The organism is Pseudomonas sp. 3MA1, assembly GCF_029237275.1.
Lineage (GTDB): Bacteria > Pseudomonadota > Gammaproteobacteria > Pseudomonadales > Pseudomonadaceae > Aquipseudomonas > Aquipseudomonas fluorescens_AP.
The window spans coordinates 340,857-353,438 of sequence record NZ_JAACFX010000002.1 but is presented as its reverse complement, the minus strand read 5'-3'; the positions used below and the strand labels follow the sequence as shown (position 1 = coordinate 353,438).

Sequence of the window (12,582 nt, the reverse complement as noted above, 5' to 3'; positions counted from 1 at the left end):
CAACACCAGGGCGCCACGCGGGCAGGAAAGGGCTTCGCATGAGTTTTTATCATGCCAGCGAGTATTTTTATCCTTTTGTGCTATGCGCTGCGAGCGCCGAGAATCAGCGCTCTTACCGACTTTTGAAGAATCGAGCCTGATGACCATGCAGCATCCAGCACGCACCGAACTCTGGGCCATCCTGCGGCTGGCGGGGCCGCTGATCGCCTCCCAGCTGGCACACATGCTGATGGTCCTCACCGACACCCTGATGATGGCCCGCCTCAGCCCGCAAGCCCTGGCCGGCGGTGGCCTGGGAGCCGCCAGCTATTCCTTCGTCTCGATTTTCTGCATCGGCGTGATTGCCGCGGTAGGCACCCTGGTGGCGATTCGTCAGGGCGCTGGCGATATCGAGGGTGCTGCGCGTCTGACCCAGGCCGGGCTGTGGCTGGCCTGGATCATGGCCCTGGTCGCCGGCCTGCTGCTGTGGAACCTCAAACCGCTGTTGTTGCTGTTCGGCCAGACCCCCAGCAACGTCGAGGCGGCCGGCCAGTTCCTGCTGATCCTGCCATTCGCCCTGCCCGGCTACCTGAGCTTCATGGCCCTGCGCGGCTTTACCAGCGCCATCGGCCGGGCGACGCCGGTGATGGTCATCAGCCTGGCGGGGACGGTGGCCAACTTCCTGCTCAACTATGCATTGATCACCGGCATGTTCGGCCTGCCGAAACTCGGCCTGATGGGCATCGGCCTGGTGACCGCCATCGTCGCCAACTGCATGGCCCTGGCCCTGGCCTGGCACATCAAGCGCCATCCAGCCTACGCCGCGTACCCATTGCGCCAGGGCCTGGCCCGGCTGAACACCCACTATCTGCGGGAACTGTGGCGCCTGGGCCTGCCCATCGGCGGCACCTATGCGGTGGAAGTCGGGTTGTTCGCCTTCGCCGCGCTGTGCATGGGCACCATGGGCAGCACCCAGTTGGCGGCGCACCAGATCGCCCTGCAGATCGTCTCGGTGGCGTTCATGGTGCCGGCGGGCATCTCCTACGCCATCACCATGCGCATCGGCCAGCACTACGGTGCCGGACAACTGCTGGATGCAAGGCTGGCGGGGCGGGTTGGCATCGCCTTCGGCGCGGTGGCGATGCTGGGGTTCGCGATGATTTTCTGGCTGCTGCCCAACCAGCTGATCGGGCTGTTTCTCGATCACAACGACCCGGCCTTCGCCGAGGTGATTCAACTGGCGGTGAGCCTGTTGGCGGTGGCGGCCTGGTTCGAGCTGTTCGATGGCACCCAGACCATCGCCATGGGCGCGATCCGCGGCCTCAAGGATGCCAAGACCACCTTCCTGGTGGGCCTGGGCTGCTATTGGCTGATCGGCGCGCCTGCGGCCTGGCTGATGGCCTTTACCCTGGGCTGGGGACCGACCGGCGTGTGGTGGGGACTGGCCCTGGGCCTGGCCTGCGCGGCCATCAGCCTGACCCTGGCGTTCGAGTGGCGGATGCGTCGCATGATCAAGCGCGAGCCCGTGGCAGCGGCGATGAACGTTCAAGCCAGCGGCGCCGATTGACGGGGAGCTGATCCCGCCGCCCATGGCGGCGGATCAGCACCGCTAGCAGTCGCTTAAAGCATGCCTTCCTGCAGCGACTGCTGGCTGCTGCCGAAGGTCAGGTACTCCATCAGTTGCGCCAGGGGCAACGGCTTGCTGATCAGGTAGCCCTGAACCTGGTCGCAGCCAAAGCCCCGCAGCAGCGCCAGTTGCTCCGCGGTTTCCACGCCTTCGGCGACCACGTCCAGGTTGAGGTTATGGGCCAGGTTGATCATCGCGTGCACCAGCTTGCGGTTCTCTTCTCGCTGCTCCATGCCGCCGACAAAGCTCCGGTCGACCTTGAGCAGGGTGATCGGCAGGCTGTTGAGGTGGACGAAGGAAGAGAAGCCGGTGCCGAAGTCGTCCAGGGAAAAACGCACCCCCAGGCGCCCGAGGGCATCCATGGTCTGCTTCACCAGGTCGCTGCGGCGCATCACGGCGGTTTCCGTCAGTTCGAACTCCAGCCACTGCGCCTCGACGCCGCGTTCGGCAATCAGCCGGCTCAGGGTCGAGAGCAACTGACTGTCCTGGAACTGGCGGAACGACAGGTTGACCGCCATGTGCAGCGGCGGCAGCCCGCGCTCGCGCAGCGCCTGCATGTCCCGCAGCGCGCGGGAAATCACCCAGTAGCCCAGGGGCACGATCAGCCCGCTCTGCTCGGCCAGAGGCACGAACTCGCTGGGGGGCAGCAAGCCGCGCTCGCCGTGGCGCCAGCGCACCAGGGCCTCGAGGCCGACGATCTTGCCGTCGTGCAGGTTCAGCCGGGGCTGGTAGTGCAGCTCCAGCTCGTCACGGCGCAAGGCCCGGCGCAGTTCGCTTTCCAGGTCGGCGAGGCTGCGGGCATTGCGGTTGATCCGCTCGTTGAAGATATGAAAGGTGCAGCCCTGGGTGCTCTTGGCCTGTTGCATGGCGATGTGCGCATGCCACATCAAGGGGTCGGCGCCGGCATTGGCCCGGGCATGGGCAATCCCCAGGCTGCAGCCGATCAACAGGCTTTCGCCGTCGACCCAGTAGGGTTCGGCCATGGCTTCGGTGATGCGCTCGGCCATCCACTCGGCGCGCTGCGGTGCGCGGCGGGTGTCGATGAGCAAGGCGAATTCGTCGCTGCCCAGGCGGGCCAGTTGATCTCCGGCCTCCAATTGGCTCTTGAGCCGCGAGACCACCTGCAGGATCAGCCGGTCGCCGGCCTGATGACCGAGGGCGTCATTGGCGTGGCGGAAGTTGTCCAGGTCCAGATGCCCCAGGGCCAGGCCGCGACCGTCGTTTTCCGCCAGACGCGCAGCCAGCAGGGTCTGGAAGCCCTGGCGGTTGGCGATGCCGGTCAGGGGGTCCTGCTCGGCCAGGCGCTGCAGGGTCGTTTCCAGCACACCGCGTTCGCGCACGTGGCGCAGGCAGCGGCGCAAGGCATCGGTGCTCAGGCAGGAACCCACCAGCCAGTCGCTGACGCCCACCGGGGCCACTTCGGGCTCCTGGTCCAGCAACAGAATGGTGGGCAGGCTGCAACGCCCGGGGCCGGGCTGCAGTTGCGCAGGGGTCAACAGGACCGCATTGCGGTCGTCTTCAAACAAACGGCTGACCGACTCCCAGCTGGGAGCGCTGATCAATACCACCGAGTCTCCCAACGGAGCGACACACTCGCGCAACAACGCTGTCCATACTGGCTCTTCAGCCAGTAGCAGCAAACGCAAGGGTTCGACAGGCTTAGACAAGCTAGCTCCCTAGACTCTGCAAAATAAGTTGGCGGCGGGCATTATGGGGCACGAATAAGCAATAACAATTGATATTGATTATCATACGCAATTTCTTGTACCGCTCTAACTCGAACATTAGGCGCATATTCGGCAAGCATCCTGAGGGAAAGTATCAAAACCGGCAAATTTAGATCGCGTTGTACGTCACAAGTCGGAGACAGCAGCAGAATCCGTCCAGCCTGTTAAAATGCCCGCCCTTTTCGCAATCGACCTCCTTCTACCGTCATGTCCCGACTCAATCCCCGGCAGCAAGAAGCCGTGAACTATGTCGGCGGCCCTCTTTTGGTGCTCGCCGGTGCAGGCTCCGGCAAGACCAGCGTGATCACCCGCAAGATCGCGCACCTGATCCAGAACTGCGGTATCCGCGCCCAATACATTGTCGCCATGACCTTTACCAACAAGGCCGCGCGAGAAATGAAGGAACGGGTCGGCACCCTGCTGCGCGCCGGCGAAGGCCGCGGCCTGACCGTGTCGACCTTCCACAACCTGGGCCTGAACATCATCCGCAAGGAGCATGCGCGGCTGGGCTACAAGCCGGGGTTCTCGATCTTCGACGAAGCCGACGTCAAGGCGCTGATGACCGACATCATGCAAAAGGAGTATTCCGGGGACGACGGCGTCGACGAGATCAAGAACATGATCGGCTCGTGGAAGAACGACCTGATCCTGCCGGCCCAAGCCCTGGAAAACGCGCGCAACCCCAAGGAACAGACCGCAGCCATCGTCTACACCCACTACCAGCGCACGCTCAAGGCGTTCAACGCGGTGGACTTCGACGACCTGATCCTGCTGCCGGTGAAGCTGTTCGAAGAACACGCCGACATCCTGGAAAAATGGCAGAACAAGGTCCGCTACCTGCTGGTGGACGAATACCAGGACACCAACGCCAGCCAGTACCTGCTGGTGAAAATGCTCATCGGCAAGCGCAACCAGTTCACCGTGGTGGGCGACGACGACCAGTCGATCTACGCCTGGCGCGGCGCGCGCCCGGAAAACCTGATGCTGCTCAAGGACGACTACCCGTCCCTGAAAGTGGTGATGCTGGAGCAGAACTACCGCTCCACCAGCCGCATCCTGCGCTGCGCCAACGTGCTGATCTCCAACAACCCTCACGAGTTCGAAAAGCAGCTGTGGAGCGAGATGGGCCACGGCGACGAGATCCGCGTGATCCGCTGCCGCAACGAAGAGGCCGAGGCCGAGCGAGTGGCCATGGAAATCCTCAGCCTGCACCTGCGCACCGACCGGCCCTACAGCGATTTCGCCATTCTTTACCGGGGCAACTACCAGGCCAAGCTGATCGAACTGAAGCTGCAGCACCATCAGGTGCCCTATCGCCTGTCCGGCGGTAACAGCTTCTTCGGACGCCAGGAAGTCAAGGATCTGATGGCCTACTTCCGCCTGATCGTGAACCCCGACGACGACAACGCCTTCCTCCGGGTGATCAACGTGCCGCGCCGGGAAATCGGTTCCACGACCCTGGAAAAACTCGGCAACTACGCCACCGAACGCAAGATCTCGATGTACGCCGCCACCGATGAAATCGGCCTGGGCGAGCACCTGGACAGCCGCTTCACCGATCGCCTGGCGCGCTTCAAGCGCTTCATGGACCGGGTCCGTGAACAATGCGCCGGCGAAGACCCGATCTCCGCCCTGCGCAGCATGGTCATGGACATCGACTACGAGAACTGGCTGCGCACCAACAGTTCCAGCGACAAGGCCGCGGACTACCGGATGGGTAACGTCTGGTTCCTGATCGAGGCCTTGAAGAACACCCTGGAAAAAGACGAAGACGGCGAAATGACCGTCGAGGATGCCATCGGCAAGCTGGTCCTGCGCGACATGCTGGAACGTCAGCAGGAAGAGGAAGAAGGCGCCGAGGGCGTCCAGATGATGACCTTGCATGCGTCCAAGGGCCTGGAATTTCCCTACGTGTTCATCATGGGCATGGAAGAGGAAATCCTCCCGCACCGCTCCAGTATCGAAGCCGACACCATCGAGGAAGAGCGGCGCCTGGCCTACGTGGGCATTACCCGCGCCCGCCAGACCCTGGCCTTTACCTTTGCGGCCAAGCGCAAGCAATACGGTGAAATCATCGACTGCGCGCCCAGCCGCTTCCTCGATGAACTGCCCCCGGACGATCTGGCCTGGGAAGGCAACGACGACACGCCGACCGAAGTCAAAGCCGTTCGCGGCAATAGCGCTTTGGCGGATATACGCGCGATGTTAAAGCGCTAAAATCGACTATTTTTAACTGACCTTTGGCGCAACTGGCGCTATTTGAGGAAGCTCCGTGGAAGCACTGCACAAGAAAATTCGCGAAGAAGGCATCGTGCTTTCCGATCAAGTACTGAAAGTCGACGCCTTTCTGAACCATCAGATCGACCCGCAGTTGATGAAGCTGATCGGCGACGAATTCGCCACGCTGTTCAAGGATTCGGGCATCACCAAGATCGTCACCATCGAAGCCTCGGGGATTGCCCCGGCCATCATGACCGGCCTGAACCTGGGCGTGCCGGTGATCTTCGCCCGCAAGCACCAGTCCCTGACCCTGACCGAGAACCTGCTGTCGGCCACCGTGTACTCCTTCACCAAACAGGTGGAAAGCACCGTGGCCATCTCGCCACGGCACCTGACCAGCAGCGACCGCGTGCTGATCATCGACGACTTCCTGGCCAACGGTAAGGCGTCCCAGGCGCTGATCTCGATCATCAAGCAGGCCGGCGCCACCGTGGCCGGCCTGGGCATCGTGATCGAAAAATCGTTCCAGGGCGGCCGCGCCGAACTGGACGCCCAGGGCTACCGCGTGGAATCCCTGGCCCGGGTCAAATCCCTGGCCGGCGGCGTGGTCACCTTCATCGAGTAATCCCGCCCGCCAGCCCTGCGTAGAAGCTGGCTTGTGTAGGAGCTGGCTTGCCAGCGAAGGCGCCCTTCAGAGCAATGCAAGACTTGATGGCCCATTCGCCGGCAAGCCGGCTCCTACGACAGCGTTGGCGAAGTGGCCTGCAGCCCGGCCAGCAGGAATCGCTGGTACAGCTCCTCGCGCAGGCCATCGGGCTGCTCCAGCCCCATGCGTTCAAGGTGCGCCGCAAATGCCTCAGGCTCCGGCGCATCGAGTGCCGCCTTGCCCAGCTCAAGGATCTCGCTGAGCTTGAACTTGCTCTTGAGCCAGTTCAGCGCCCGCAGCAGATCGCGCTCCTCGGCGCTGAAGTCGCTGCCCAGCGGATACTCCGGAAACAGCTGGCTGTGACGCGCCTGAATCCTCTGCAGACGCTGTGGGCTGTTGTCGGTAAAACGCGGATCCAGACGAAAGTCCTTCGGCAGCTTTCCGGCTTTCTGCGCCTGCTCAATCAACCCCGGCTGAAAGCGTGAATCGCTGATATTGAGCAGCGCCTCGATCACTTTCGCATCCGTTTTACCCCGCAGATCAGCAATGCCGTACTCGGTGATCACGATGTCCCGCAGGTGGCGCGGGATGGTGCAATGGCCGTACTCCCAGACAATGTTGGAACTGACCTCGCCCGCGGATTCGCGCCAGCTGCGCAGGATCAGCACCGAGCGGGCATCCGCCAGGGCATGGCCCTGGGCAACGAAGTTGTACTGCCCGCCGACACCGCTGAGCACCTTCCCGCCCTGCAACTGATCGGACACGGCGGCGCCCATCAGGGTCATGGTGAAGGCGCTGTTGATAAACCGCGCATCCCGGCGTTGCAGGCGCTTGAGCTCTTCATGGCCATACAGCTCGTTGATGAAGCTGATGGCGGTCATGTTGAACTCCGCCAGTTTGGGCTTGGGCAGCTCCCGCAGACGCTGATAGAAACTGCGCGGCCCAAGGAAGAATCCACCGTGGATCGACACCCCGCCAGATACTGTCGTCGGGTCCAGGGTGCCGGCATTGGCTTGCCGTTGCAGCTCCAGCGTCGGGTAGACCTTGCGCCGCACAATCCCGGCATCCGCCAGGGCCAGCAGGCCGTTGACGAACATTTCGCTGCAACCATAGAGCCCCTGGGCAAAGGGCTCGACGCCGCCCTCGCGGTCGATCAGCGCCTGCCAGTGGTCCACCTGCAGATCCGCCAGCAGCGCACGATACCCTTGGTTGTCGGCCTGCCGCGCCAGCAAGGCTGCGGTCAGCGCGTCGCCCATGGAGCCAATGCCGATCTGCAAGGTGCCGCCGTCGCGCACCAGGGTGCTGGCATGCAGGCCGATGCAATGATCCTGAATGCCCACCGGCATGTTCGGCGTGGAGAACAGGGTGCTGCGTTCTTCGGCGTCGATCAGCAGGTCCAGATCCGCGGCGTCGATTTCGCTGTCCCCCGGCATGAACGGCAGGTCGCTGTGGACCTGGCCGAGGATCAGGATGGTCTCCCCCGCCGCACGGCGCTTGGCGATCATCGGCAGCAGGTCGAGGGTGATGTCCGGGTTGCAGCTCAGGCTCAGGCGTTCGGGGTGGTGCGGGTCGCGGGCCAGCAGTTGCGCCACCAGGTTCAGGCCGGCGGCGTTGATGTCCCGGGCGGCGTGGCTGTAGTTGCTGCTGACGTAGTCCTGCTGCGCCAGGTCGCTGTGCAACAGGCTGCCGGGCTGCATGAAGAACTGCTGGACACGGATGTTCGGCGGCAGGCTGTCGCGATGCAGATCGGCGAGAAAGTCCAGTTCCGGGTAATCGCCGAATACCCGCTCGACAAAGGGCTCGAGAAAACGCTTCTGCAAACCGTCGCCCAGGGCCGGACGGCCCAGGCTCAAGGCGGTGTAGATGGTCAGCTGGCGCTTCGGCAACTGGGCAATGCGCCGGTACAGGGCGTTGGCGAAACGGTTGGGTTTGCCCAGGCCCAGGGGCATGCCCATATGAATGTGTTGCGGCAAACGGGCAAGCACTTCATCTACCGCATGCTCGATAGAACAGGATTGCAGCATCTGACCCTCCGGGGACCGTCCATGAATTGAGGTTGGACCGAGCTTGCCGGGAGTTTGCTGCATTGAACAGTGCGCAAGGCGAATTGCGCCCACAAAAAAGCCGCTCGTAAGCGGCTTTTTCGCTGCAGATGGCGGCTTATTTCAAACCGGACATCTTCTGGATCGCGCCTTTGAGCTCGTCATCGGTGCAGTCGGCGCAGGTGCCCTTAGGCGGCATGGCGTTGATCCCGGTGATGGCCTTGGCCAGGATGCCGTCGAGGCCGCCCTGGTGATCGGCGCGCTCTTTCCAGGCCGCGGTGTCACCGATTTTCGGTGCGCCCAACAGGCCAGTGCCGTGGCAAGCGTTGCAGTGCTTGGCAATCACGTCATCCGGGGACTTCGCGCCACCACCACCGCCGGCAGCGGTGGCCACTTCCATACCCTTGCATTCCTGCCCCTGAACGCAGACCTGGCCAACAGGCTCAAGGCGCTTGGCAATGTCGTCATTAGTCGCAGCTTGAGCGCTGACTGCCCAAAGGGCCAATACGGTTGCTGGTGCGGCCAGCATTTTCATAATTAGGTTCACGCGTACACCCTCAATGGTGGCTAGTCACGCCTGCGGCCACGGTTTCGCAGGCGGGCGAAAGTATAACGGTTAGCCCGCCACACTGAAACAACCCCAAAGTCGAAGGGGTCTTATTCGCGGCAAAATGTCGCTGGAGCTGCACTGCAAGCCTTGCAGGACGCCTCTTGAGCTAGAAGTTCGCCGGAGTGGCTGCGCTGATTAGTCGCGCCGGAACATCGAACGGATTACGAAAACGATGCGGCTTCGTACTCTCAAAGTAGTAGCTGTCACCGGCTTCGAGGACAAAGGTTTCCAGCCCCACCACCAGCTCCAGGCGCCCTTCGAGAAGAATCCCGGTTTCTTCGCCGTCATGGGTGAGCATCTCTTCGCCCGTGTCGGCACCCGGCGGATAGATCTCATTGAGGAAGGCGATGGCGCGGCTCGGATGAGCCCGGCCCACCAGCTTCATGGTGACCGCGCCATCGGAGATGTCGATCAGTTCATGAGCCTTGTAGACGATCTGAGAAGGCGTTTCCTGGAGGATTTCCTCGGAAAAGAACTCGACCATGGACATGGGAATGCCACCCAGCACCTTTCGCAGCGAGCTGATCGAAGGACTGACGCTGTTCTTTTCGATCATTGAAATGGTGCTGTTGGTGACGCCCGCACGCTTGGCGAGCTCACGCTGGGAAAGACCTTTCAGTTTACGGATGGATTGCAGTCGTTCACCGACGTCCAATGCGGCAGCCTCCTAGGCGGGAATCAGGCGTTGTTGTAATTGAGCGTTATCATGGCGACAGCGTTCAGTATTTACAACACTTGCTCCCGATTCCCCCAAAGGCAGGCGACTTTCGGTACAGGCCGCGTAATCTCAGCCTTCGCGGTACACCAGGGGCACCCGGCGCAGGTTGCAGAACAGCTGATAAGGAATGGTCCCGGCGGCCAGGGCAACCTCGCTGGCGAGGATGTTCTTGCCCCACAATTCCACGCTGGAACCCAGCCCGGCCTGCGGTACATCCGTCAGGTCGACACACAGCATGTCCATGGATACGCGGCCCAGCAGGCGGCTGCGCTGGCCGTCCACCAGCACCGGCGTGCCGGTCGGCGCATGACGCGGATAGCCGTCGGCATAACCCATGGCGACCACGCCGATGCGCATCGGCTTGTCGGTAATGAACTTGGCGCCGTAGCCCACCGGCTCGCCGGCGGGCAGCTCACGCACGCAGATCACCTTGGATTCCAGGGTCATGACCGGCTGCAGCCGCTCGGCCACGGAGTTGTTTTCTTCGAACGGCGTGGCGCCATAAAGCATGATGCCGGGACGCACCCAGTCACTGGGCACGCTCGGCCAGCCCATGACCGCCGGCGAGTTGCGCAAGCTGATTTCAGCCCCCAGCCCCTGACGCGCCGCCTCGAATACCGCGACCTGCTCGCTGCTGCACGGGCAGTCCAGCTCGTCAGCGCGGGCGAAGTGGCTCATCAGCACAATCTTCTCGACCTTGCCGCTGGCCTGCAGGCGCTGGTAGGCCGCCTGATAGTCCTTGGGATGCAGGCCGACCCGGTGCATGCCTGAATCCAGCTTGAGCCAGACCGTCAGCGGCTTGGCCACGGCGGCCTGCTCGATCGCTTCCAGCTGCCACAGGGAATGCACCACGCACCAGAAATCATGCTCGACGATCAGCGCCAGCTCGGAGGCTTCAAAGAAACCTTCCAGCAGCAGGATCGGCGCACCAATACCGGCGGCGCGCAGCTCCAGGGCCTCTTCGATGCAGGCCACAGCAAAACCGTCGGCCTCGGCCTCCAGCGCCTGGGCGCAACGCACGGCGCCATGACCGTAGGCATCGGCCTTGATCACCGCAAGGGCGCGGACACCCGAGACTTCACGGGCCAGTTGGTAGTTGTGACGCAGGGCTTGGAGATCGATCAGGGCACGGGCAGGACGCATGGCGGCAGACTTCTAGGCGGTCATGGGGGAATAAAAAACCGGTGCTGGATGACGGCTGGCCGCCACCGGCACCGGGAGAGGGATCTTGTCGCTTAAGGCAGAGCAGCCACCACGGAAAGCTCGATGAGGATTTCCGGCTCGCAGAGCTTGGCTTCTACGGTGGCCCGGGCCGGTGCCACGCCTTTTGGCAGCCACTGGTCCCAGACACTGTTCATGCCTTCGAAATGAGCATCGATGTCCTTGAGGTAGATGGTCACCGACAGCAGCTTGCTCTTGTCGGTGCCAGCCAGGTCCAGCAGACGTTCGATGTTGGCCAGGGTCTCCCGGGTTTGCTGTTCAATCCCGGCCTGCATGTCATCGCCGACTTGGCCAGACAGATACACCGTGCCGCCGTGAACGACGATCTGGCTCATGCGCTCATTGGTGAGCTGGCGCTGGATTGACATGTTTAGCTGACTCCTGAGGGTTGCCATAACGGGAAATATCGAGGCCTTCGGCGCTGATCTGCGGCTTTTTCTTGGCCATCAGATCCGCCAGCAAACGACCGGAACCGCAAGCCATGGTCCAGCCAAGGGTGCCGTGACCGGTATTGAGGAACAGGTTCTTGAACGGCGTCGAGCCAACAATCGGCGTGCCGTCCGGGGTGGTTGGACGCAGGCCGGTCCAGAAACTGGCCTGGGACAGATCGCCGCCCTGAGGATAGAGATCGTTGACGATCATCTCCAGCGTTTCACGCCGGCGCGGGTTCAGCGACAGGTCAAAACCGGCGATCTCAGCCATGCCGCCAACCCGGATGCGATTGTCGAAACGGGTGATCGCGACCTTGTAGGTTTCGTCGAGGATGGTCGAAGTCGGGGCCATGGCCGGGTTGGTGATCGGCACGGTCAGCGAGTAACCCTTGAGCGGGTACACCGGGGCCTTGATGCCCAGCGGCTTGAGCAGTTGTGGCGAATAGCTGCCCAGGGCCAGCACGTAGCGGTCGGCGGTTTCCAGCTTGCCGTCGATCCACACGCCATTGATCCGGTCACCGGCGAAGTCGATGCGCTGAATGTCCTGGCCAAAACGGAATTCCACACCCAGCTTGGCGGCCATTTCCGCCAGGCGCGTGGTGAAAATCTGGCAGTCGCCAGTCTGGTCGTTGGGCAGGCGCAGGGCACCGGCGAGGATATCGGTGACGCTGGCCAGGGCCGGCTCGACCCGGGCGATGCCTTCGCGGTCCAGCAGTTCAAACGGCACGCCGGACTCCTTGAGCACGGCGATGTCCTTGGCTGCGCCATCCAGTTGCGCCTGGGTGCGGAACAGCTGGGTGGTACCCAGGCTGCGGCCTTCGTAGGCGATGCCGGTTTCCGCCCGCAGCTCGTCGAGGCAGTCACGGCTGTATTCGGACAGGCGCACCATGCGCTCTTTGTTCACTGCATAGCGGCTGGCGGTGCAGTTGCGCAGCATCTGCGCCATCCACAGGTATTGATCGATATCGGCGGTGGCCTTGATCGCCAGCGGCGCGTGGCGTTGCAGCAGCCACTTGATGGCCTTGAGCGGCACGCCCGGGGCTGCCCAGGGCGAGGCATAGCCAGGCGAAACCTGACCGGCGTTGGCGAAGCTGGTTTCCATGGCTGCAGCCGGCTGGCGGTCCACCACTGTCACTTCAAACCCGGCCCGGGCCAGGTAATAGGCACTGGTAGTTCCGATAACGCCACTGCCCAAGACCAGAACGCGCATTTTCATTTCCCTCATCGCGGCATGACCGCTGACGTTTGTTATTCAGAGCAAAGATGGGCGCAGTGTAAGAAACATTGAGCAGTGATTTTCACTATATAACCGCCTATATTTGGCGAGAATTCTCGGCAATATCGCTTTTCACGGAGGGGCA

10 protein-coding genes are annotated in these 12,582 nt (G+C 62.5%); 3 read left to right on the top strand and 7 right to left on the bottom strand.

The features are described 5' to 3' along the window. The first annotated feature begins 145 nt into the window (after positions 1-145). The gene (locus tag GWQ44_RS06730; protein ID WP_179599122.1) at positions 146-1,546 is read left to right on the top strand and encodes a NorM family multidrug efflux MATE transporter; all 1,401 of its coding nucleotides are present in this window, start codon (positions 146-148) and stop codon (positions 1,544-1,546) included. A 53-nt stretch (positions 1,547-1,599) separates the two neighbouring features. Here the strand turns inward: GWQ44_RS06730 and GWQ44_RS06725 are convergent, their stop codons facing one another. Continuing rightward, positions 1,600-3,273, bottom strand: coding sequence for a bifunctional diguanylate cyclase/phosphodiesterase (locus tag GWQ44_RS06725; protein WP_047306606.1), 1,674 nt, complete (start codon positions 3,271-3,273; stop codon positions 1,600-1,602). Between the two features lie 267 nt (positions 3,274-3,540). Between GWQ44_RS06725 and rep the strand changes: the two genes are divergently transcribed. Together rep and GWQ44_RS06715 are read left to right on the top strand one after the other, a co-directional pair. Beyond that, positions 3,541-5,550 carry a DNA helicase Rep gene (rep, locus tag GWQ44_RS06720; RefSeq protein ID WP_179599118.1) on the top strand — a complete coding sequence of 670 codons (2,010 nt, stop codon included), beginning with the start codon at positions 3,541-3,543 and terminating at the stop codon, positions 5,548-5,550. A 55-nt stretch (positions 5,551-5,605) separates the two neighbouring features. After that, positions 5,606-6,178 (top strand): xanthine phosphoribosyltransferase, encoded by a 573-nt coding sequence (locus tag GWQ44_RS06715; protein WP_016968070.1) that lies wholly within the window; start codon positions 5,606-5,608, stop codon positions 6,176-6,178. Between the two features lie 113 nt (positions 6,179-6,291). Here GWQ44_RS06715 and GWQ44_RS06710 read toward each other — a convergent pair whose 3' ends face one another. From GWQ44_RS06710 to dadA, 6 genes are all read right to left on the bottom strand, one after another. Then, a complete protein-coding gene (locus tag GWQ44_RS06710) occupies positions 6,292-8,223 on the bottom strand; it encodes an acetyl-CoA hydrolase/transferase C-terminal domain-containing protein (RefSeq protein WP_275926921.1) in 1,932 nt (643 codons plus the stop codon). Positions 8,224-8,359: 136 nt separating this feature from the next. Further along, positions 8,360-8,776 carry a c-type cytochrome gene (locus GWQ44_RS06705; RefSeq protein WP_085057543.1) on the bottom strand — a complete coding sequence of 139 codons (417 nt, stop codon included), beginning with the start codon at positions 8,774-8,776 and terminating at the stop codon, positions 8,360-8,362. A gap of 181 nt (positions 8,777-8,957) precedes the next feature. Then, complete coding sequence (locus GWQ44_RS06700; protein ID WP_015637462.1) at positions 8,958-9,506, bottom strand: cupin domain-containing protein; 549 nt, start codon at positions 9,504-9,506, stop codon at positions 8,958-8,960. A 132-nt stretch (positions 9,507-9,638) separates the two neighbouring features. After that, complete coding sequence (gene alr / locus GWQ44_RS06695) at positions 9,639-10,712, bottom strand: alanine racemase (protein WP_275926920.1); 1,074 nt, start codon at positions 10,710-10,712, stop codon at positions 9,639-9,641. Positions 10,713-10,804: 92 nt separating this feature from the next. Beyond that, positions 10,805-11,158, bottom strand: coding sequence for a RidA family protein (locus GWQ44_RS06690; RefSeq protein WP_016968067.1), 354 nt, complete (start codon positions 11,156-11,158; stop codon positions 10,805-10,807). Beyond that, positions 11,130-12,431, bottom strand: coding sequence for a D-amino acid dehydrogenase (gene dadA, locus GWQ44_RS06685; RefSeq protein WP_016968066.1), 1,302 nt, complete (start codon positions 12,429-12,431; stop codon positions 11,130-11,132). The genes GWQ44_RS06690 and dadA overlap by 29 nt, the downstream gene beginning before the upstream one ends. Between the last annotated feature and the right edge of the window lie 151 nt (positions 12,432-12,582).